This is a genomic window from Selenomonas sputigena ATCC 35185 (genome assembly GCF_000208405.1).
Lineage (GTDB): Bacteria > Bacillota > Negativicutes > Selenomonadales > Selenomonadaceae > Selenomonas > Selenomonas sputigena.
Map to the genome: position 1 here is coordinate 1529003 of NC_015437.1, position 20576 is coordinate 1549578.

Annotated in this window: 23 protein-coding genes and 1 riboswitch; of the genes, 2 read left to right on the forward strand and 21 right to left on the reverse strand. The window is 57.9% G+C overall.

Annotated features, from left to right (window positions below; translation table 11 throughout):
- Positions 1 to 45: 45 nt before the first annotated feature.
- The 9 genes from SELSP_RS06945 to SELSP_RS06985 all read right to left on the reverse strand — a co-directional run bounded on the left by SELSP_RS06945 (position 46) and on the right by SELSP_RS06985 (position 7614).
- Positions 46 to 831 carry a HesA/MoeB/ThiF family protein gene (locus SELSP_RS06945; RefSeq protein ID WP_006191999.1) on the reverse strand — a complete coding sequence of 262 codons (786 nt, stop codon included), beginning with the start codon at positions 829 to 831 and terminating at the stop codon, positions 46 to 48.
- 1 nt (position 832) lies between these two features.
- Positions 833 to 1135, reverse strand: coding sequence for a hypothetical protein (locus SELSP_RS06950; protein ID WP_006191998.1), 303 nt, complete (start codon positions 1133 to 1135; stop codon positions 833 to 835).
- A gap of 86 nt (positions 1136 to 1221) precedes the next feature.
- Positions 1222 to 1728, reverse strand: coding sequence for a hypothetical protein (locus SELSP_RS06955; RefSeq protein ID WP_006191996.1), 507 nt, complete (start codon positions 1726 to 1728; stop codon positions 1222 to 1224).
- 136 nt (positions 1729 to 1864) lie between these two features.
- Positions 1865 to 3907, reverse strand: coding sequence for a TonB-dependent receptor plug domain-containing protein (locus tag SELSP_RS06960; RefSeq protein ID WP_006191994.1), 2043 nt, complete (start codon positions 3905 to 3907; stop codon positions 1865 to 1867).
- A 4-nt stretch (positions 3908 to 3911) separates the two neighbouring features.
- Positions 3912 to 4637, reverse strand: coding sequence for an energy transducer TonB (locus SELSP_RS06965; RefSeq protein ID WP_006191993.1), 726 nt, complete (start codon positions 4635 to 4637; stop codon positions 3912 to 3914).
- A 3-nt stretch (positions 4638 to 4640) separates the two neighbouring features.
- The gene (locus SELSP_RS06970) at positions 4641 to 5054 is read right to left on the reverse strand and encodes an ExbD/TolR family protein (protein WP_006191990.1); all 414 of its coding nucleotides are present in this window, start codon (positions 5052 to 5054) and stop codon (positions 4641 to 4643) included.
- Entirely contained in the window at positions 5051 to 5689 is a 639-nt protein-coding gene (locus SELSP_RS06975) for a MotA/TolQ/ExbB proton channel family protein (protein ID WP_006191989.1), read from the reverse strand. The genes SELSP_RS06970 and SELSP_RS06975 overlap by 4 nt, the downstream gene beginning before the upstream one ends.
- 36 nt (positions 5690 to 5725) lie before the next feature.
- Positions 5726 to 6709, reverse strand: a complete 984-nt coding sequence (locus tag SELSP_RS06980; RefSeq protein ID WP_013740855.1) for an ABC transporter substrate-binding protein — start codon at positions 6707 to 6709, stop codon at positions 5726 to 5728.
- A gap of 180 nt (positions 6710 to 6889) precedes the next feature.
- Positions 6890 to 7066: riboswitch (cobalamin riboswitch) on the reverse strand.
- A 146-nt stretch (positions 7067 to 7212) separates the two neighbouring features.
- On the reverse strand, positions 7213 to 7614 hold the full coding sequence (locus SELSP_RS06985) for a hypothetical protein (RefSeq protein ID WP_006191986.1): 402 nt from the start codon (positions 7612 to 7614) through the stop codon (positions 7213 to 7215).
- Positions 7615 to 8111: 497 nt separating this feature from the next.
- On the opposite strand from SELSP_RS06985, the gene SELSP_RS06990 reads away from it, so the two are divergent.
- Positions 8112 to 8627 carry a DNA-deoxyinosine glycosylase gene (locus SELSP_RS06990; RefSeq protein ID WP_006191981.1) on the forward strand — a complete coding sequence of 172 codons (516 nt, stop codon included), beginning with the start codon at positions 8112 to 8114 and terminating at the stop codon, positions 8625 to 8627.
- 70 nt (positions 8628 to 8697) lie between these two features.
- Here the strand turns inward: SELSP_RS06990 and SELSP_RS06995 are convergent, their stop codons facing one another.
- The 12 genes from SELSP_RS06995 to rsmD all read right to left on the reverse strand — a co-directional run bounded on the left by SELSP_RS06995 (position 8698) and on the right by rsmD (position 18724).
- On the reverse strand, positions 8698 to 9531 hold the full coding sequence (locus SELSP_RS06995; protein ID WP_006191978.1) for an Asp23/Gls24 family envelope stress response protein: 834 nt from the start codon (positions 9529 to 9531) through the stop codon (positions 8698 to 8700).
- Positions 9532 to 9611: 80 nt separating this feature from the next.
- Positions 9612 to 10442, reverse strand: a complete 831-nt coding sequence (locus SELSP_RS07000) for a PHP domain-containing protein (protein ID WP_009646380.1) — start codon at positions 10440 to 10442, stop codon at positions 9612 to 9614.
- A 37-nt stretch (positions 10443 to 10479) separates the two neighbouring features.
- Positions 10480 to 10740: a stage V sporulation protein S gene (locus SELSP_RS07005; protein WP_009646475.1), complete on the reverse strand. Its 261-nt coding sequence runs from the start codon at positions 10738 to 10740 to the stop codon at positions 10480 to 10482.
- Between the two features lie 177 nt (positions 10741 to 10917).
- A complete protein-coding gene (locus SELSP_RS07010) occupies positions 10918 to 11694 on the reverse strand; it encodes a TIGR00282 family metallophosphoesterase (RefSeq protein ID WP_013740856.1) in 777 nt (258 codons plus the stop codon).
- A 139-nt stretch (positions 11695 to 11833) separates the two neighbouring features.
- Entirely contained in the window at positions 11834 to 12364 is a 531-nt protein-coding gene (locus tag SELSP_RS07015) for a hypothetical protein (protein ID WP_009646514.1), read from the reverse strand.
- Between the two features lie 105 nt (positions 12365 to 12469).
- Positions 12470 to 14014: a ribonuclease Y gene (rny, locus tag SELSP_RS07020; protein WP_006191971.1), complete on the reverse strand. Its 1545-nt coding sequence runs from the start codon at positions 14012 to 14014 to the stop codon at positions 12470 to 12472.
- A gap of 214 nt (positions 14015 to 14228) precedes the next feature.
- A complete protein-coding gene (gene larE / locus SELSP_RS07025) occupies positions 14229 to 15065 on the reverse strand; it encodes an ATP-dependent sacrificial sulfur transferase LarE (protein ID WP_006191968.1) in 837 nt (278 codons plus the stop codon).
- Positions 15062 to 16336, reverse strand: a complete 1275-nt coding sequence (larC, locus tag SELSP_RS07030) for a nickel pincer cofactor biosynthesis protein LarC (protein ID WP_013740859.1) — start codon at positions 16334 to 16336, stop codon at positions 15062 to 15064. The genes larE and larC overlap by 4 nt, the downstream gene beginning before the upstream one ends.
- 3 nt (positions 16337 to 16339) lie before the next feature.
- The gene (larB, locus tag SELSP_RS07035; RefSeq protein WP_006191962.1) at positions 16340 to 17083 is read right to left on the reverse strand and encodes a nickel pincer cofactor biosynthesis protein LarB; all 744 of its coding nucleotides are present in this window, start codon (positions 17081 to 17083) and stop codon (positions 16340 to 16342) included.
- Between the two features lie 43 nt (positions 17084 to 17126).
- Complete coding sequence (locus tag SELSP_RS07040) at positions 17127 to 17612, reverse strand: ATP synthase subunit B family protein (protein ID WP_013740861.1); 486 nt, start codon at positions 17610 to 17612, stop codon at positions 17127 to 17129.
- A 51-nt stretch (positions 17613 to 17663) separates the two neighbouring features.
- A complete protein-coding gene (coaD, locus tag SELSP_RS07045; RefSeq protein ID WP_006191957.1) occupies positions 17664 to 18152 on the reverse strand; it encodes a pantetheine-phosphate adenylyltransferase in 489 nt (162 codons plus the stop codon).
- Positions 18152 to 18724 (reverse strand): 16S rRNA (guanine(966)-N(2))-methyltransferase RsmD, encoded by a 573-nt coding sequence (gene rsmD, locus SELSP_RS07050; RefSeq protein ID WP_006191955.1) that lies wholly within the window; start codon positions 18722 to 18724, stop codon positions 18152 to 18154. Before rsmD ends, coaD begins: the two co-directional genes overlap by 1 nt.
- A gap of 113 nt (positions 18725 to 18837) precedes the next feature.
- Between rsmD and SELSP_RS07055 the strand changes: the two genes are divergently transcribed.
- Complete coding sequence (locus SELSP_RS07055; RefSeq protein ID WP_006191952.1) at positions 18838 to 20511, forward strand: DUF4127 family protein; 1674 nt, start codon at positions 18838 to 18840, stop codon at positions 20509 to 20511.
- The last annotated feature ends 65 nt before the right edge of the window (positions 20512 to 20576 follow it).

A 20576-nucleotide genomic window follows, 5' to 3' on the forward strand; every position in this document is an offset into this window, starting at 1 on the left:
GCCGTCTCGCTCTGCCTTGCGATATTTTCCTTCATCTCTTCACAATCAAGCGTTCCTGCATGCCGTGCACGATTCATTCCGCTTTGGCAATTCCACCTCACGAAACTTCATCGTCAGCGCGTCGTAAATCAGCAATCGCCCGACAAGAAGATCCCCGATGCCCAGAATATACTTGACGGCTTCGACCGCCTGCAAAGATCCCATGACGCCTACCGCTGCGCCCAAAACGCCGATTTCGCGGCTCGTCGGCACACTTCCCTCTTCGGGCACATCCTCAAAAATGCAGCGATAGCACGGGCTTTCTCCTGGCAGGACGGTCATGATCTGCCCGCTGAATCCCGTGATTCCCGCATGAGAAAAAGGCTTATGCAGACGCACGCAGGCGTCATTGATGAGAAACTTTGCAAGGAAATTATCTGTGCAGTCGAGAACGAAATCATAGCTGCGATCACAGAGAATATCCTCAGCATTGTCCTCAGAGAATCTCTCCCGATAGACGTTAACGCGCACAGCGGGATTAAGCGCGGCAAGCGCTCTCGCCATCGAATCCGCCTTCTTCCTGCCAACATCCGCTGACCGATGCGCTATCTGGCGCTGCAAATTGGAGATGTCGACGTCATCATCGTCGGCAACGCCGATCTCGCCGACGCCCGATGCCACGAGATACATCGCCGCAGGCGAGCCAAGCCCGCCCGCGCCTACAATCAAAACCTTCGAGGCGAGAAGCTTCTGCTGCCCCGCCTCGCCAACGCCCGCAAGCAGCATCTGGCGCGAATACCGCTCGCGCTCTTCCTGCGTCAACTGCTGCGTGTGCATTTCCTCATCGCCCATATCAGACGGCAACGACCTTGACGACGTTTGCACCGAAGGCTTCCTTCAAAGCAGGCAGGCACTCCTTCACGAGCATCGTGCGCTCACGCGCTGTGCGCACCGTGACGAGGAGCGTCGTGCCGCTCTTCGCGAGATTCTGCAGCGGCGCGAGGTACTTCTTGTAGCCCTCTTCCCCGAGGATGCCTTTCGCACGCGAAAGACCTTCATGCACCTCCGCGCGAGCCGCAGGGATGCGCTCCTCAATCGGGCTCATCTTTTCCGCCGTCAGATGTGGATTGTTCAGCAACCATTCCTTTTCCATCATGATGGGTTCCTCCCTTACAAACGATGCGAAATAACGACGGCATCATCAAGCGATTTTTTCGAGATCTCTATGCGGATCTCCATATCTTATTTCTGCATCAAACCGACCTTGATGAAGGCGATCTTGCCATTCTTGACGCCGAAGGTCAGATAGTGAAACGGATTGTCTGTCTGCCAATACGTGTAGTAGTCGTAGCCCGGCATACGGTGTTTCTTATGCTTCGTCGAGTCGACTGCACCCGTGCCGTAAATCTTCTGCAGGATCGAGGCGTCCATGCCGACGGTCACGCCTGCGGGCGTCGCCCAGCCGTTGTTTCCCTTGACGAGGACGGACTTCACGCTCATGCCGTCCGCCGAGGGCACGATCTTCACGGTGTCGCCATAGCCGAAGAGATGATCGACGTAATGCGACTGCACGTCTTTCATTGGTCCGTAGATGCTCTCCACATAGTCGAGCGACATCCCCGGCTCTACGCCGCCGAGCGACATGTCCTGCGGCGTGATCCAATCGAGCCCTTCCGCGCCGCATACGGCGCTCCCAGCGGCGAGCGTCGCGCCCAGCAGCAAACTTGCGGCAATCTTTTTCAACTTCACGAAAATACACTCCTTCTCCTATACAACAGTAAAAACAGCCAATCTACGTTTTTCTGTGCCTATGCTTCACCTCCCCAAAGTTTTTCTGCCGTACCTTTTCCAGTCACTCTATCCACGGGGAAATCAGAAACTCTCCTCAAAATGTATAGTTGCAGCTCAGCATGAAGTTCGTCGGCGCAACGCGGTAGTTCGCACCCGTATGCGAAGTCACATCCGCGCGGTCGAGCACGTTTTCCACGGTCAGGCGTATCTCGCTTCTATCGTCGGGACGGTACGCCGTGCTCCAACTCGTGAGGAAGTACGGCTTGCACGCATAGGACGGCTCGCTCGAAGGCGACTGCACGCGGCCTGCAAGGTAAGAGCCTGTGAGCGACGAGCTCCACTTGCCCCTCTTGTAGAGAACGCCGCCCGTAAGCTGCAGCTTGCCAAAGGTGCGTTCCCAATCCGTGCCCTTGCTGCCCTTCGTCTCGGGGTTCTGCCATGTGACTCCCCAGTTCCACGAAAAGCCGTGCTTTCCTTGCGTCTCGCACGAAAGTTCCAGTCCCGTGTTGCGAAAATCTTCATTCGTGTATTGATACCTATTATCCCGCGGTTTCCATGTCGCCGTGATGTTGTCCTTCACGTCCATGTGAAAGAGCGCCGCCTTCCATGTATGCCCTGCGTGCTTCGCCTTCCAGCCAATCTCGTAGGTAACACCCGTCTGCGGCTTCAAATCCGGCGCGGGCACGAGTCGGCTGCTCGCACCATACATCTGCGCGAACTTCGGCATGACGAAGGACTGGCTGACGGAAAGATAGAGGCTGTTTTCGTGGTCGAGCTTGTGCAGCCACTGACCGGAAGCGCTGAAATTATGGTAGTTCTCATCGCGCATCGCCGCTGTCGTCCACGTCTCGCGCATGCCGAAGATGCCCGTGTCGCGCTCTGTGAACTTCTGCTCCCATTGTCCGAACACGCCCCAGTTGTTGCGCATATAGCTCGCGGGGTTCTTCGTCGACGGCGCAGGGAGCGCCTTGTAGAGTTCGTGTTCCAAACTGAATCCGAGTACGGCGGTCGCCTTCGGATCGGGCTTCCATGTGCGCTGCAGATCGACGCCGTACGTCGTATTGCGCTCACGCGTGTTGTACCAATCGCCGGGCGTTTTCGCACCCGTGCGCGAAATCTCTGTCGGCCCCTTAGCTTCCACCGTCCCCGTATTGAAGTAGAGGCTGCCCTTCCACGCATGATCATGGTAATTGAGCTGACTCACGTATTGCTCCGTCGTGTAGGTGCGTGCATGGAACGGGTCGCCGAGGCGCACGCCCGAGGAGGTTCGATCCACGCGGTCGACGAAGCGCAGATAGGTCGCTTCCGTCTTGTAATAGCCGAAGAGGAAATCAAGCTGAGGATTGATATGATATGTCAATCCCGCGCTCGTCTTCTCCACATCGCGCAAGTCGGTGCGCGTCGAGCCGTTGAACTTCGCAGATATGACATCTGTCTCGGCAAGGCCGTTCAGATGCCCCCACTTGTCGTAATTGTAGTAGACGCCGAAGCGCTCGTCGCCTGCGCTCACACCGTACTGGCGCTGTCCGAAATTGCCGAAGCCGACATGCGCCGCATTGCTCGCGCCCTTCTTCGTGATGATGTTCACGATGCCGCTCATCGCTTCGCTGCCGTAGAGGACGGATCCCGAGCCTTTGACGACCTCGATGCGCTCGATTTGGTCGGCAGGGATCTGGTCGAGGTTGTACTTGCCGCGCCATGAGATGGGACTGCCATTCATGAGTACGAGCGTGCCGCTCTTGAAGCCGCGCACGTTCAGCTCGTTGTTCATCGTTCCCATCGAAGCACCGGAAGGGCCGAAGGATTTGTAGGCGAAGCCGTTGACCTTGGCGAGCGCGTCCGCCGCATCGGCGGCGCCGCTCTCCTTGATGGCCTCGCCTGTGATGACCACGGTTGCCGCCGGCACGTCAATGTCGCGCTTTTCGCGGCGCGTCGCCGTCACGACGGTATCTTCGAGCGCATGATCGTCTTCTGCCGCTGCCACTGGCGCAGCAGAAGACTCTTCCTTTGCTGCCTCACTCGTCTGCTGCGGCATTTGCGCCGCCCAAGCGGGGGCGGATGTCGCCATAAATGCAGCCGCGATGGCGAGTGTGAGCATCTTCTTCTTCTCGCTTTGCAAAATATATCCTTCTTTCATAAATTCAATTCAAACGGAAATGAAACGTCTTCGTCCAGACGCCGCGCGCACCGCCGTCACCGGGATTGAACGTGAAGCGGTAGCCTGCCGCTACCGCCGCACTGTCCATCTCGGCGTAGCCCGAGGACGAGATGACGGCGACATCTTCGATCGAGCCGTCGGACGCAACGAAGATCTTGATCGTAACGCTGCCTTCGACATCTTCCTCGATGAGATCAGGAGGATAGTCAGGTCGCGCTTCCGAGCGAAGGCTCGCCTCGATGCGCTCCTTGGGCGGCGGAGGAGGTGGCGGGGGCGGCGGCTCAGGCGGTGGCTCAGACTGGCTGACTCCCGTCCCCGTGCCGCCCGTGCCCGGCCCCTTGCCATCGCCGATGCCCGTGCCGACGCCTTTTCCTTCACCGCCTTGTCCCAGTGGATTGCCCGCACGCGCTTCTCGCTTCTGACTCGGCTTATCCGACTCTTCGGGAGGCTTCTGATCGATCGGAGGCAAAGTCTTGTCGGGTATCACGACCTCGTCGACGGCCGGCGCCGCTTCTACCTGCGGCGGCGAGCCGCCGCCTTCGCTTCCCTCATCCTGCGCCTCGTCATAGATGACGACCTCGACGTTATCGCTCTTCTCTTTCATCGTCGCCATGGAAAAGACGCCGACAGCCGCCGCGATAAAAAAGATGATGAGATGCACACCGAGAGACGCGAGGAGAGCCTTGTACTTATCTCTCGTATTCTCCATACGTCACTTGCCCCCTGCACTTTCGCCGGCAAGTCCGAAACGCGTGATGCCCGCCCCCTTGAACTTGTCGAGGAGCGCATAGACCATGCCATAGTCAATGTCCTGGTCGGCGCGCAGCACGAGGGAGAAGTTGCCGTTTCTCGCATTCTCCGCCTTGGCGCGCTCAAGAAGCGTCTTTTCCGCGATGGGCTGATCCTCAAGGAAAAGGCTGCCGTCCTTCTTCATCGTGACGACATAAGTCACGCGCATCTGCGTTTCCACGTTTGCCGCCTTCGGCATATTGACGTCGACAGTCTTGAGATTCACCATGTAGAGCGTGCTGAGCATGAAGAAGACGAGAAGGAAGAACATGATGTCAATCATCGGGATGATGATGATCTCGGGCTTGTCGAAGCCCCTCCTGTCCCTGAGCCTCATCGCGCCGCCCCCTCATTGGAAGAAAGCGCATCCTTCGCACCCTCGACAAGTGAGAAGCACTGCTCCATATCCGTCACAATGCTCTCAATGCGCTGCGTGAAGTACGCGTGCACGGAGAGTGCGATGATGGCGACACAAAGCCCCATGGCAGTCGCGATCAAAGCCTCGCCGACGCCGCCCGTGATCGCCGTCGCCTGTCCCGACTGAAGGTTGAACACGGAAAATGCCGAGATCATGCCGCTGATCGTGCCGAGAAGTCCCAGAAGCGGCGCCATCGTCACGATGACGCTCAAATAATAGAGACGCTTCCTAAGCTTCGACAGCACGATGCCCGACTGAATCTCCATGTAGGAGGAGACGCGAGACGAATCCTTCTTTACGAGCTTCATCGCCCCGAAAAGAATGTTGGCAAGCGCCCCGCGATGATCTTCGGCAAGTTTCCTCGCCCCCGCAAAATCATCGTTCGCCATGCACTGATAAAACTCCCGCGTAAAGGCGCGTCCTGTGTCCATGCGCGAAAAGTACATCGCACGCTCGATGCCGATCGTCACGACGAAGATCGAGCAAAGGAGCAGTACATACATGATGGAGCCGCCCTTGTGGAAAAACTCTATGCCTGTCATAATTGCGTCCATGAAAAAATCCTCCTGAAATTACATAAAAGTACTCTTCTATTCCACCGCCGAGAGATGCTCTTCACGCCCTTGGGCGAAGGCGTCTCCGTATGCGCAATAGGCGATTTCCTGCACGCCGAGCACGAAGTCCTGCGAACAGTTGTAGATGTAGGCTTCCGTCGGTTCTTCGAGGCGATGCTCGCGGATGGCCTTGACCGTTTGCAGGGATGGGTCGTCGAAGTATTCCTTGCGGAACTTGTCGACGTCGAATTTCCCATGGTCATTGTACGTCGGTACGAAGAGGATGTCTGGATTGATCTCGACGAGCTGCTCCTTCGTCATGACTTGCCCGTCGCGGATGCCGAGCGCCGACCTGCCGTTCTTCACGCCCGCATAACGGCAGGCGTCGTCAAAGCTGGAGCCGATGCCGCCATAACCCGACATCAAGGAAATCAAGACGACGGTCTTGCGCTCGCTCTCGGGGATGGCGCTGACCTTCTTCTCTATGCCTTTGAGATGCTCGTCCATCATCGCAAGGAGCTTCTCCCCGCGCTCGGACACGCCTGCCGCCTGTGCGAGAAGCACGATCGTCTCCTTGATCTCGGCGAGATTCCTCGCGCCCTTGCAGACGACGACGGTAAGCCCCGCTTCACGAAGCGACGGCACGATGGCGAGATCCCCCCAGTCAGGCACGATGACGAGATCGGGCGAGAGTGCGACGAGTTCTTCCACTGTCGGATTGCCGACGCGCTTTTCCACCTTCTTCGCAAGCTCCACAACATTCGAACTTACGGGGTCATCGAGGAGGCCGTTTACCGCCGCCATATCCTCGGGCGGCACGAGACCGAGCATGACCTCGTCCGTGCTCATCGAAAGCGTGACGATGCGATGCGGCTTTGCCGGCACGGTGACGACCGTCCCTTGGCTGTCCGTGACCGTATAGCTTCCCGCACCGCCTTGCGCCGCCTCCGGCGCTGTACGGCACGCCGTCAGCAGCAGGCAAACGACGACTATGACTAGGACAAAGAAACTTTTCTTCAAACCCTTTCCTCCTCCCACCGCCTGTGACAGAGCTTCGATAGCGGTGAAATCCAACTTTCTGCGAGGAAAATCATCCATAAAAAAGAGCCTTCCTCCCTCGAAGAGAAAAGCTCCCTCCTGCAGCGGCACGAAGGCGCACACAGGCACAGAAGAATCCCCTTCCCATCGATCGCAGGTCAAACGGTGATTGTCAAGCAGGCAGTTCTCCTGGCTCGGTTCATCGCTCGGCTGCGCCTTCCCAGGACAACGCCCCAGTGACATCCTTGCAGCTTCGCTCCCCTCACAGTGGCGGGACCGCTCCGGCATATCCGGATTTTCTTTTAAACCCTTGCGGGTACCTGCTCCACAGCGGAGATTTTCCGCTGTCCTTCATGAAATTATGAATACACTGATTCACCGCCTATGCTACCGCAAAACTTATGGCTTGTCAATGCACTTCGGCGAGAACGACAAGGGGCTGCCTTTTGGCAGCCCCTTCGCTTCGTCTCTTATGAAAGCTATCCTCAGCCCAACGACTGCAGAAGCATCGCTGCACTCGCTCCGCTCGCAGCACCAGTTCGACCGTTCAACTCAGCTTCTTTCACGCCCCCAATGTGCTCTGTCCTCGTGCTGATGACCGTTGAATCCTTCTCGGCAGTCGTTGCCTTCGTCTTGTTCTCCGAAATGATTTCCGTCCCACGATAGACGGTGACGAGCACGGAACCGTCTGCCATCACCTTCGTCACGGTCGTCGTTTCTTCCTCGTTCTTATCGCCAGAATTTTCGCCGCGAGGCGCACCGCCGCCCGTTTCCATCTGCCGCAGGATGGCGGAAAAAGCATCCTGTGCCGCCTCGGACTTCTTCTTGTGCACCGCGCCTACAGCAGATGCGAGGCCATGTCCGCCAAGTTTCTCGATCATGTTCATAGAAAACACCTCCAATTTCTATGTCGAAAGAATCGGAGAATTCCTTAAGGCGCTTCCTTTTCGGGAATCTTCCCATGAATATTGGATGTGTGCTATAATATAGACGGTGCTACTACAACGGTGGCGGTCGATTCTTAGCCCTCCTTGGCGGTCAACGTCAGCCAATCATGCGGCGCGCTTTGCGCTTGCATTCTTGGGACGTTTTCGCATACGAGCCGTTTGCCAATCAGCCGCGCCCTTTGGACTTGCTTCTTGGACGGCTCAGCAGGGCGCTGCTTATAACCCTGTACGATTTTTTATCGTTGGTGTTTCTCGTTACGATTTGCATCGTAGCGTTAAAAGCGTAAGAATCCCCGCCTGCTCCGACAAAAGTTAGGCGGGGATTCTCAATCCTTTAAAACTGTCTCGGGCTGACCGTTACCAGTAGCACCCTTTCTACGCTTATTATACGACGTAAAGGCAGATTCGTCAAATTCCACTGCAAAGGAGTCCTGCTCATGCCCGCTTCTCCCTTCACCTGCGTCGGCTTTCCTCCGAGCATCGACGCAAACTGCACGCATATCATTCTCGGCTCGATGCCGGGCGCGGCGTCGCTCAGGGCGCAGCAATACTACGCCTACCCGCAGAATCGCTTCTGGCGGCTCATGGCGTATCTGTTGGAGGGCGGTGAGCCGCCGCAGGACTATGCGGCACGGCTTCAGATGCTGCTCCGCCACCATATCGCGCTTTGGGACTCCATCGCCTCGTGCGAGCGCGAAGGCAGCTTGGACTCAGCGATTCGCGCGGCAAAGCCCAACGACTTCACCGCGCTCCTCGCGCATTATCCGCGCCTCTCCACCTTCTGCCTGAACGGCGGCAAATCGGCCGATACTTTTCGCCGTGCCAACAAGCCACTTCTAAAACGCGACGATCTCACCTTTCATGCACTGCCCTCGACGAGCGCCGCCAACGCGCGCTGGCGCTTCGACGATCTCGCAAAAGTATGGAAAAAGGCGCTCCCCCTCGAAGAGTAAGGGGAGCGCCTTTTCTTCTCGATGAGCAGGCGGCGCACAGCGTCCACAAAACGAATGTTGTGCGTACAGCTTACGCTTCGATATAAAGCGCCTGCACCATGATGTCGACCTCGCGCACGAAAAGCCCCGTCATGTATTCGACCTTCGTTCTCACACGCTGCTGTGTCTCCTTGATGAGTGTAGGAATATGGCTGCCGTAGGTCAGCACGACAGAACAGGAAATCTCAAGGCCGCGATCCTCGTCGCCCTTCCAGACGTGGCGCACGCGCACAGAACCGACCTTCGAAATGTATTCCTTCTCACGTACGATGCGCACGACCATCTCGCGGATTGCCAGATCGTCGATAATGAGCTTGCCATAATAGCTGAATACCGGGCGCACGATGGACTTCTCGCCGAGTTTGCGGCGGCGCGTGCGGTTGCGGCGGAAAAAGGACTGGATGGGATCGATGAGAAAGCCCGAAGCATGAGGCTTCAGCTCGATCGTCGGAACGGGTATGATGTGCTTGCCCTGCTTCAGTCGGCTGTCCCGCGCTTTCTGCATCTCACGCTGCGTCGCGATGTCTTCGATGTGGATGATCTGTTCGATCGTCGGCAGCTTCAGTATGCGCGCGATCTTGTAGACCATGTTCTCGGAAGTCCCGAGAACGAGGATGCGATGCGGCCTGCACTCGGCGATAGCAGAGCGCACTTCTTCCGCATGTCCGGGAAGCGTGAAGATGGCACGGCGCACCGCCATGATTTTGCTCTTCTCCATCTTGGCGGAAGAGCCGGCGACAATCTTGCCGTCCTTGATCAGGATGCCATCATCAATGATAGCGTCCGCCTGATGCTGATGCGCCACGAGCAAGGCGCGGTGGCTCTTGCCTGTGCCGCTCGGGCCTACGAATGCTATGACGTCCATATCTTTCTCTCCTGCTTCTTTAAGAAACTAAAGCGAGGGAATTTCCTGCGAAATCCTTACAAAAAGGAAACTCGACCTCTCTAAAGGTTCATTCTCGGCTTATACAGCTTCTCCGCGAACGAATCCTCCACCGTGAAGATGCCGAGTTCCTGCGGATAGCGCGAAGCAAAGCCGTGGAAGTCCGAGCCGCCCGTCACGAGCAGATGACGGCGCTCTGCCATACCGAGATAGCGCTGCGTATCGACCGTATCGTGCTGCGGATAAAACGCCTCGATGCCCTCGATGCCGAGGTCGAGCACATGCTCTACGAGCGCGTCGTCGCCGACAAGTTTCGGATGAGCGAGGACGGGCGTACCGCCCGCATTCTTGATCAGCGCGACGATTTCTTCCGGCTCTAAGCGATAGTGTGAGACATAAGCGGGACGACCTTTGGAAAGCACGGCGTCAAACGCCTCGCGCACGCTGGAAAAACAGCCCTTGAGCACGAGCGCCCGTCCGATGTGCGAGCGGCTGATGGATTTGCTCGTGCCTGCTACCTTCAGCACATCCGTTTCCGTAATGCCGTAGCCAAGCTCCTGCAGCTTCTCCACCATCTCAGCGAAGCGACTCCAACGCGCCTCTCCCACATCGTTCAGACGGTCGAGGAGATCGCGGCGATAGATGTCGACATTGTAGCCGAGGATATGGATTTCCCGTTTTTCATGATGGGCGCTGAACTCAATGCCCGGTATGATGCCGATGCCCTTCGCAGGCAAAAGCCCTTCCTCATAAAGATGCGTGACGCCGTCCACGGTATCATGATCCGTGATTGCGATGTAGCGAAGCCCCGCTTCCTTCGCCGCCGCCACAAGTTCCTCGGGCGTCATCTTTCCGTCGGAATATGACGTATGCGTATGCAGATCGCTGGACACTGGAACCTCACTCCCTTGCTGAACCCATGCAAAGCCCTCAACGCGGCTCCACGATGAGCTTGATCGCCGTGCGCTCCTCGCCGTCGATCTCGATATCGGCGAAAGCAGGAACACAGACGAGATCGATGCCGTGCGGCGCGACAAAGCCGCGCGCGATGGCGATTGCCTTGACGGCCTGATTCAGGGCGCCTGCACCGACCGCCTGCATCTCGGCCGCGCCTGATTCCCGAATGACTCCGGCCAAAGCCCCCGCGACAGCGTTCGGATTCGACCTCGCTGAAACCTTCAAGACTTCCATGATCGCCTTCCCTCCCAAAATCCCTGCAGCGTCTTTCTGCCGATTCAGATTTTTCATTCATTATCAGAAGAACCGTACAACTTATCTCTCCATGTATTCTATACAAAAAAGAAAAATCCTGCTGACAAGGAAGCACGGATAAATTCAGCCGCCCATCTTCATTTTATCCGCACTTTTCTAGCCCTTCTTCATGATGCGCTCGATGGATAGCGTCCGATTCGTCGCATCGTCCACCTCGACGATCACGGCACTGTAGACGACAGGACCTTCCGCCACCTCAAAGCGCACGGGGCGGCACGTCGTAAACTTCTCCAGCACGCGGTCGACGCGCACGCCGAGCACCGAGTCCCACGGCCCCGTCATGCCGAGATCCGTGATATAGGCGGTACCACCCGGCAGAAGGCGCTCATCCGCCGTCTGCACATGCGTATGCGTGCCGACGACGGCATTGACGCGTCCGTCGAGATACCAGCCCATCGCAGCCTTCTCCGAAGTCGCCTCCGCATGGAAATCGAGAAAGATGACGTCCGCCTCGTCACGAATCTCGCGCAGGATTCCCTCGATCTTTTGAAACGGACAATCCATGTCGGGCATGAAGACGCGGCCGGACATATTGATGACGGCGATGTTCTTCGCGCGATGGGGATAGATGCAATAGCCTTTCCCCGGCGCTCCGTCTGGGTAATTGGCGGGGCGGATGAGAAAAGGCTCGTCGTCGATGAACTCCAAAACGTCCTTCTTGTCCCAGACATGATTGCCCGACGTCACGACGTCGGCGCCCCCATGGTAGAGCGCATCGAGCGACTTGCGCGTAAACCCCTTGCCCCCCGCAGAATTTTCCCCGTTGACGATGACGATGTCCACCGCCTTTTCCTTGCGGATTCCCGGTGTGAAGCGACTGAACGCCTCCCTGCCCGCTCTGCCGCAAACATCTCCAACCAGCATGACTCTCAAAACATAACCACCTCTCGTGCGCCCGAGGTCTTCCCCACGGGCACGAATCTTGTGGACACGTTCTCGTACTCACGCGCCTTCAACAAACGACAAGCGGCACTCCTGCCGCTTGCGTCATATTTTCTTTTTGCCGGACGGCTTACTTATTGAACACCATAACGCGGCCTTCCTCGCGGATGCCGATCATGCGGTCAGACATGCGACTGCCCTTGAGGCTGCCGATGATATGGTCGATCGCCTCCTCGCGCAGGAAGTTGTCCTCCTCGTAGCCGTCGCGCGTCTCATCGGAAACGAGTGCGTCGCCGAAGCGTTCGTACATGAGGTCTGCCAGAAGGGCGATCTCGCCACGGGAAAGCGTGCGGACATCGCGCAGGACACGAAAGAACGCCGTATTCCCCTGCCCTTCGAGGGAAAAATCAATCTCCCCCGGAATCAACCCTTCAAGGTCGTGGTATGTGAGAATACTTTCCTCAAGAAACGCCGCCGTCTCCTCGAATTCCTGCCGCGGAGGAACCTTCGTCAGGGTGAAGGAGAAGTACAGAGCCTCCTTTTCCGGTTCATAGCTCACCATGCCGATCTCCGGATAACAGACGAGAATGGACACCAACAGATTGATCCCATCCTTGTTCGGCTTCTTCGCACTTGTCATGAATCTGCCCAAAGCAAACACCTCGTTTCCCTAATCACAGCCAGAATACTCGCGGTACGCCTTGCGCCGCGCTTTCTAAAAACCAAGGGTGCTGAGAAGCATCCTCCCAACACCCCTATTATACAACTATTTGGCGTAATCAACAACGCGCGTTTCGCGAATGATCGTCGCCTTGATCTGACCCGGATATTCAAGCTCCGACTCGATCTTCTTCACGATGTCGTGCGCGAGCGCTACCGATGCCGTATCGTCGACCTTCTCGGGCTTGACCATCACGCGCACTTCACGCCCCGCCTGGATGGCGAAGCAACTGTCGACGCCATCGAACGACTCGGCGATCTCTTCGAGACGTGTCAGACGCTTCAGATACGCTTCCAGACTCTCGCGGCGCGCGCCCGGCCTTGCCGCCGACACGGCGTCCGCCGCCGCGACAAGCACGGCTTCGACCGTCGTCGGCTCCACATCGCCGTGATGCGCATGGATGGCGTTGATCACGTCCTTGTGCTCGCGGTACTTCTTCGCAAGATCGGCGCCGATCGTCACATGCGATCCCTCGACCTCGTGATCAACCGCCTTTCCCACATCGTGCAGCAAACCGCTGCGCTTTGCGAGCATCACGTCAGCGCCGATCTCCGATGCCATGACGCCAGCGAGATGAGCGACCTCGATCGAGTGGTTGAGCACGTTCTGTCCGTAGCTCGTGCGATAGCGCAGACGTCCGAGGAGCTTCACAAGCTCGGGATGAAGCCCGTGTACGCCCGTTTCAAACGTCGCCTGCTCGCCCGCTTCCTTGATGCGTTGGTCAACCTCACGCTTTGCCTTCTCGACCATCTCCTCGATGCGCGCCGGATGGATGCGCCCATCTGTCACGAGCTTCTCCAGTGCGATGCGAGCCACTTCGCGACGCACCGGGTCGAAACCCGAAAGGATGACAGCCTCGGGCGTATCGTCGATGATAAAGTCGATTCCTGTCAGCGTCTCAAGCGTGCGGATGTTGCGCCCCTCGCGTCCGATGATGCGACCTTTCATCTCATCGTTCGGCAACGAGACCACGGAAACCGTCGTCTCCGCCACCTGATCGGCAGCACAGCGCTGGATGGCAAGTGAAACGATGTCGCGCGCACGCTTGTCCGCCTCATCCTTCGCCTGCTGCTCGTAATCCTTGATCATCAGAGCCTTCTCGTGCTTGAGCTCTTCTTCCGCCTCCGTCAGGAGCATCGTGCGCGCTTCCTCCGCCGTCAGGCTCGAAATGCGCTCCAGCTCTTCCTTCTGCTTGTCGCGAAGCTCATTGATGGACGCGCGCGTGCGGTCGATCTTCGCTTCCTTGCTCAAGAGGACTTCTTCCTTCTTCTCCAAGGAATCGAGCTTGCGGTCGAGATTCTCTTCCTTCTGCACAATGCGGCGTTCCTGCCGCTGCAGCTCACTGCGCCGATCCTTTGTATCGCGATCAAGCTCCTGGCGGAGCCGATGAATATCCTCCTTCGCCTCAAGCAAAGCCTCTTTCTTCTTGGACTCGCCCTTGGCCTCCGCCTCGGCAACGATCCGCCTCGCCTCATCTTCGGCAGAGCCGATCTGCGCCTCCGCAGCTCTCTTGCGCAGCAGATAACCGCCGCCCACGCCGGCGACCAACGAGAGGATGACCGCCAAAACTATCTCAATGATAACTAACACCTCCTAGGTCGTTCAGGATTCGCCAAGACTCTTCTTTGACTCTTCCTTCTATGATATGTTTTTCGTATGTGGCTAAAAACTATACTTTCCTATTGTATGCTGTTTCCCATGTCCTGTCAAGAATATCCTCCAAAGTCCTAGGTTCAACGCTGTCATCAGAGAAAAATCCCACAAATCCGGCAGGAAAATCCCTCTTTTTGACGCGATACACTCCCTAAGAATCCATATCCAGACCTTCATTCTGACTGCCCATGCGGTAGCCGCGAAGATCGAGCGTCACATAGGTGAAGCCTGCCGACCGTACAGCATCTTCCACCTCTTCCCGATGCCGCCAGAAAACATCGAACTCGGCCGGCTCGATCTCGATGCGTGCGAGTCTGTCGTGGCAGCGCACGCGAAGTTGACCATGAATGTAACGGCGCAGGGCATTTTCTGCGACTTCCACCGCACGAAGGCGCTCTCTCGTCAACTCGACACCATACTCGACGCGCGAGGCGAGACAAGCGGCACTGGGCTTCGACCACACGGGGACGCCCCACGCTTTCGCCGCTTCGCGTATGTCGCACTTCGTCCACCGCGCTTCCTTCAATGGCGAGGCGACGAAAGGGGCAAGCTCTTCTATCGCGGCGAGTCCCGGGCGATAGTCTCCCGCATCATCAGCATTCGTGCCATCGAGAACGCGTCGGAAGCCATGTTCCTTTGCCCATGCGATCAGCATTTCAAAGCGGCGCTTCTTGCAGTAGTAGCAGCGGCGCTCGTCGTTCCTTGCGACGTCGGGCGAGGCGAGGTCGTCCGCCGGCAGAATCGTCAGGGGAACGCCCGCAAGAGATGCGCATCGCTTCGCGTCCTCTAGCTCCCCCTCAGCCAAAAGCTCGGACGCAGCGGTGACGGCGGCGACATGCGCCGCGCCGAGCGTGCGCACCGCCGCCATGAGCAGAACGGCGCTGTCGACGCCGCCCGACAGGGCGACGGCGGCAGAGCCGTAGGACTGCAGCAGGTAGGAGAGTGTTTCCTCCTTTTCCCTTTCCTTTTCCTTTTCCTTTTCCATCATTCGCCAAGCCGCTCGCGCAGATCGTCGAGCGCTTCTTGGCGCACGCGCTTCAGAGGAATGCCCTCACGCGCAGCAATCTCACGGCAGTCGTCATACTCGGGCGAGAGTGAGACAATCTTGCCGCCGTAGGCGCTGACCTTGCAGCGCACCTTGCCGTGCGGCGTATCGACGAGCGCTGTATGGCGCACAGCCTCGACGCGCTCATCGACGTGCAGCACGCGCATGCCGATGCTCGTCGTCTCCGAAAAGAGCAGAGAAAGGCACTGCGCCTTCTTGTCTTCCGCCACGAGGACAGACAGCATGTGCGCCGGGCGATTCTTCTTCATGTAGATGGGCGTCGTCCAGACGTCGAGCGCACCGAGGGCGAAGAGGCGCTCGCTCACATAGCCGAAGAGCTGCGCGTCCATGTCGTCGATATTCGTCTCAATGAGCGAGAGATCGCGCTTGCCGCCGCCCTTGCACTCGCCGATATAGAGCCGCACGACGTTCGGCAGTTCGAGATCCCATGTGCCCGCACCGTAGGCAATGCACTCTGTCAGAAGATCTGTGGGCACATGATCGGAGAACTCAGCGAGTGCGGCGAGAACGGCGGCACCCGTCGGCGTCGTCAATTCCTTCGCCGCGCCTTCATGGTAGGTGGGGAAAAGGCGCAGTAGTTCCGCCGTCGCGGGCGCGGGCACCATCATAAGCCCGTGCTGCGTATGCACGGTGCCGCTTCCCGTATTCACACGGGAAACAAAGATCTTCTCGATTTCAAGATAGTCGAGGCAGATCGCTGTTCCCACGATGTCGACGATGGAATCGACAGCGCCGACCTCATGGAAATGCACGTCCTCCGGCATCATGCCGTGCACCTTGCCCTCCGCCTGCGCGAGAACGCCGAAAATCTTGAGACTCGTCTCCTTGACTTCAGCAGAAAGCGACGAGCGTTCAAGAATCGCACGCACATCGCGCATCGTGCGGTGATGGTGTTCATGGCTGTGCTCATGCAAAGGCACAGCTCCTTCATTTGCATGGCCATGGTCATGCTCGCAGCTATGCTCATGCGCGTGTTCGTGTTCATGACCTTCGCCCAAAAGCTCGACGTCGACATACGTCGCGGCGATGCCGTTCTTCTTCACGGAACTGACCTTCAAACGAAACTCTTCCGCCATCGGCAGGCGGCGCAGCTCGGCTTCCAGCGTTTCCAGCGGCATTCCCGCCGCAAGGAACGCACCGAGCAGCATGTTGCCGCTCAGTCCTGAAAAACAATCCAAATATATCGCTCTCATATTTCACCTCGTCTGATTGATGCGGCTCGCCATCGCACCCGCACCGAAGCCATTGTCGATGTTCACGACGGCGACGCCCGTCGCACACGAATTGAGCATGGAAAGAAGCGCCGTCAGCCCATGGAACGATGCGCCGTAGCCCACGCTCGTCGGCACGGCGATGACGGGCCGCGCGACGAGACCGCCGACGACGCTCGCGAGCGCCCCCTCCATGCCGGCGACGACAATGACGACGTTCGCCGACATAAGTTCCTCCTTATGGGCGAGCAGGCGATGGATGCCCGCAACGCCGACATCGTAGATCGTTCTGACGTCGTTTCCCATGAGCCTTGCCGTCAGCACAGCTTCCTCGGCGACGGGGATGTCGCTCGTGCCCGCCGTGAGGACGAGGATGCGGTGCGCTGCATCCTCGCATTGCGCCTTGCGCTCGACGTAAACGATGCGCGAAACTTCATCGTAGTGCGCCTCAGGCAAGGCGGCAAGCACCGCCCGCGCCTTTTGTGCGTCGACGCGCGTCGCCATGACGTTGCCCTCGCTCTCGGCGAGCAGCGTCTTCAAAATCTCGGCGATCTGCTCCGCCGTCTTGCCCGCGCCGTAGACGACCTCGGCAAATCCTTGACGCTTCTCGCGACCCGTATCGACAGCGGCGAAGCCCAATTCCTTCTGCTCCACGAATCTCACCTCATAGCATGGATTTTCCTGCACAGAAAGCCTCGCAGGAAAATCTGCGGCTTCTCTCCGTCGCATAGACAAAAGGCGCTGTCTTGCACAGCGCCTTCTTCTCCGTTCGTCAGCCTCTGGGGCCGTGGTTCAGATCGTCCTTTGCCTGCTGCACGACCTGCAGCGCGTTGCCGAGGTTGCCGATCAGATGATCAAAGACCTGGTTCGCATATTGGTCAGCATCGTCCCTGAGCTGCTTTGCATTCGCCATGGTCTTTTCCATGATCTCGCGCTCCTGCTCCTTCGTCTGCTGCATGATCGCCTTGGCCTTCTCCTCCGCCTGCATGACGATCTCGTTCTTGTCGACAAGCTCCGCCGCGTACTTCTTCGCCTTCTCGATGAGTGCCGCCGCTTCGTCGTTCGCACGGTCGAGGATCTCCTGACGCTCCTGCATGACCCGCTCCGCCTTCTGCAGTTCCAAAGGCAATTCGCGGCGCAGCTCGTCGACGAGGTGGATGAGATCCGTCTCGTCGATGAGGCTCTTATTCATCAAAGGCATGCGCCTCGACTCGACAACAAGGTTTTCTATGGAATCTAAAATATTTTTTACAGCCATATTTCTGCCCGCCTTCTTTTCAAAAATATTGATATGAGGAAACATCTTCCTTCAATGAGCTGCCTCTTCAAAACGCCTATTTATAGCTAATTCTACACACTCGGGTACAAGTCCTGTCACGCGCCCGTGAAAATTTGCAATTTCCCGCACGCCCGAGGAACTGACGAAGGAATAGCGCGGATCGGTGAGCAAAAACACCGTCTCGATGTCGGGCGCGATGTACTTGAGCATCTGCTCCTGCTTTTGCTCATACTCGTAGTCCGTGACGGAGCGCAGGCCGCGCACGATGACGGTCGCTCCAACCTCGCGCATGTATTCGGGCAGCAGCCCTTCGAATGCACCGACGCGCAGGTTCGGGATATGGCGCGTCGCCTCTGCCAGAAGTTCCAAACGCTCCTCCACCGTGAAGAACGGCGTCTTTCGGATGTTGTGGAAAACACCCACGATAAGCTCATCAAACATGCGGCTCGCTCGCTCGAAAATATCGACATGACCGTTCGTCACAGGGTCGAAGCTCCCCGAGCATACAGCCTTGATCATCAAGACTCGCCTCCTCGATCTTCACCGACCACGCAAAAAAAGCGCAGTCGCGTCGTCTTTCCATACCTCTCCTCACGCACGCAACGAAGGTTTTCGAGCGCCGGAAGCGCTTCTTCCTCCGCACCGTGCTCCACGATCATGCAGCCGCCGGGCGCGAGCAGTCCTTCTCTATCCACAGAGGAAAGAACCTTCTCCCAAAGCCCCTGCCGGTATGGCGGATCGCAGAAAATCAAGTTGAAGGAACGCCCCGCGCCGCCGAGGCGCGTCAAGATGCGCAGGACGTCGGCGCACACGACCTCGGCGCGCTCCAAAAGCCGCGTCTTGGCGGCATTCTCCTCGATCAGAGAAGCCGTCCTCTCATCGACAAAGAGCGCCGACGCCGCGCCGCGGCTCAAAGCCTCCAGCCCGAGCGCCCCCGTCCCCGCAAAGAGATCGAGCACGTGCGCCGCTTCGACGCGCCGACCGAGGATGTTGAAAAGCGATTCCTTGATGCGGTCAGCCGTCGGCCGCGTCGCCTCGCCCTTGGGCGTCTTCAGGCGACAGCCACGCGCCGTGCCCGTGATGATACGCATAATCCCACCTCGAAGTCAAGCATAACATTTTATATTCTATCATATTTTTTTCGTTTCGTGAACCGCGCTATGCTATAATATTGAAAAATCGAATTGTCTTAGGAGGAACTTCCTTGAAAAAGCGACTGCTGTATCTCGCCGTCCTCGCGCTCTGCGTCCTTTCGCTCTTCCACGCTTTCCTGCGCCCTTCTTACGGCGGCACACCGCTCAACGCCGTTCGTGAAAAGACGGGTCGCATCGTGCTTGTGCCGCTCGACGGCAGACCGCCGTGCCGCCAACTCGTGCTCGACGCCGCCGATGTCGCGGGCACAGAGATTGCCGCCCTGCCCTACGAGATGCAGGACTACTACACGATGCCGGGCGAAACGAAGGAGGCGCAGAAGTGGCTGCGCGAAAATCTGGCGCAGAGCGACGCCGCCATCATCTCCATCGACCAGCTTCTCTACGGCGGTTTGCTCGCGGCGCGTGAGGCGGACAAATCGCCCGACGAAATCGAAGCCTTCATCGCCTACCTGCGCGAACTGCACGCCGCACATCCGACGGTTCCCCTCTACGCCTTCTCCATCCTGCCGCGCATGATTCCGCCCGCGAGCATCGACGACTACTACGACAACAAGTACCTCCTCGCCTACTCGCGCCTCGCCGATCACTATGCGCTCTGCGGCGATCCCGAGGACGCGGCGAAGATGCAGGAGCTGGAAGAAAAAATCAACCCTGCAAGCCTCGCGCAGTACCTCGCGCTCTTCGAGCAAAACGAACACCTCTCCCGTGCCCTCATCGAACTTGTCAAGGAAGGAACACTGGAACGACTCCTCATCGGACAGGACGACGGCGAAAAGTACAGCATCCCCAACATCGAGAAGCGCCATCTGCAGGCTTTTCTCATTGAAGAACAAATTCCAAAGGAAAAAGCCGCCATCGTCCACGGCGCAGACGAACTCGCGCTGACGCTCCTCGCTGTCATCTCTGCCTCCAAAAGCGGTCACCGTCCGCAGATATTTCTCGATTGGAATGACGAATCAGCACCCGACGAAATCCTGCCCTTCATGGCGATTTCCCTGCGCGAAACGGCGCGGGAAAAAATCGCAGTTTTCGGCGGCGAATGTACGGCGTCCGCCGCGAGCGCCGACTTCGTACTCTTCATCAGCGCAGGCTCAGAAGAAACCCTCTCCTCGCGCCGAAAAAGCGTCGAGCGCATCGAAAGATACCTCGCCTCGGGCACGCCCGTCGCTCTCGTAGACCTCAGCCGCCACTTCGCAGCCGAGGAAACGCTGCTGCCGCTCCTCATCGAGCGCGGCGCTCCCATCGAAGGACTTCGCTCCTATGCCGGTTGGAACACGGCGAGCAACTCCGTCGGCACAGCGCTCTCGCAGGCAGCGATTTTTACCGCCGTACGCGAAAAGGCGGCGACGCGAGATGAAGTTCTCGCACTTCACGCAGCGAATCTCAAACTGCTCAACAATCGTTTCTTGGAAGACTATTTCTACCTCAAAGACGTCATCACTCTCGTCAATACGAACCTCAAGAAAAACGGCACAAAAAACGTCTACGACCTCGACTTGGAACGCGACTACCTCGCGGCGACTGCGATGCTCCGAAAAGCGATGAGCGATCGCCTGCAGACCTTCAAGAGTACGAAAGCCTGCCGCCGCCCCTTCCGTATCCATCTGCCCGGCGGCGAAAGTGCCGAACTCACCGTCTATGATCTCCAAACCGACATGAGCTTCCCATGGCCGCGCACCTTCGAGATTTATCTGGAAACGACGCCCTTCATCGCCGTGCAGTGACGATTCAACGGAACGATTCTGCATAAGATGTCAAATCCCACGGACATGAAAAAACCGCCGAACAA

Coding starts and splice junctions, on each gene's coding strand:
- SELSP_RS06945 (WP_006191999.1), bottom strand. CDS start 831: ATGGGCGATGAGGAAATGCACACGCAGCAGTTGACGCAGGAAGAGCGC.
- SELSP_RS06950 (WP_006191998.1), bottom strand. CDS start 1,135: ATGATGGAAAAGGAATGGTTGCTGAACAATCCACATCTGACGGCGGAA.
- SELSP_RS06960 (WP_006191994.1), bottom strand. CDS start 3,907: ATGAAAGAAGGATATATTTTGCAAAGCGAGAAGAAGAAGATGCTCACA.
- SELSP_RS06965 (WP_006191993.1), bottom strand. CDS start 4,637: ATGGAGAATACGAGAGATAAGTACAAGGCTCTCCTCGCGTCTCTCGGT.
- SELSP_RS06970 (WP_006191990.1), bottom strand. CDS start 5,054: ATGAGGCTCAGGGACAGGAGGGGCTTCGACAAGCCCGAGATCATCATC.
- SELSP_RS06975 (WP_006191989.1), bottom strand. CDS start 5,689: ATGGACGCAATTATGACAGGCATAGAGTTTTTCCACAAGGGCGGCTCC.
- SELSP_RS06985 (WP_006191986.1), bottom strand. CDS start 7,614: ATGAACATGATCGAGAAACTTGGCGGACATGGCCTCGCATCTGCTGTA.
- SELSP_RS06990 (WP_006191981.1), top strand. CDS start 8,112: ATGCCCGCTTCTCCCTTCACCTGCGTCGGCTTTCCTCCGAGCATCGAC.
- SELSP_RS06995 (WP_006191978.1), bottom strand. CDS start 9,531: ATGGACGTCATAGCATTCGTAGGCCCGAGCGGCACAGGCAAGAGCCAC.
- SELSP_RS07005 (WP_009646475.1), bottom strand. CDS start 10,740: ATGGAAGTCTTGAAGGTTTCAGCGAGGTCGAATCCGAACGCTGTCGCG.
- larE (WP_006191968.1), bottom strand. CDS start 15,065: ATGATGGAAAAGGAAAAGGAAAAGGAAAGGGAAAAGGAGGAAACACTC.
- larC (WP_013740859.1), bottom strand. CDS start 16,336: ATGAGAGCGATATATTTGGATTGTTTTTCAGGACTGAGCGGCAACATG.
- larB (WP_006191962.1), bottom strand. CDS start 17,083: ATGCGACGGAGAGAAGCCGCAGATTTTCCTGCGAGGCTTTCTGTGCAG.
- SELSP_RS07040 (WP_013740861.1), bottom strand. CDS start 17,612: ATGGCTGTAAAAAATATTTTAGATTCCATAGAAAACCTTGTTGTCGAG.
- coaD (WP_006191957.1), bottom strand. CDS start 18,152: ATGATCAAGGCTGTATGCTCGGGGAGCTTCGACCCTGTGACGAACGGT.
- rsmD (WP_006191955.1), bottom strand. CDS start 18,724: ATGCGTATCATCACGGGCACGGCGCGTGGCTGTCGCCTGAAGACGCCC.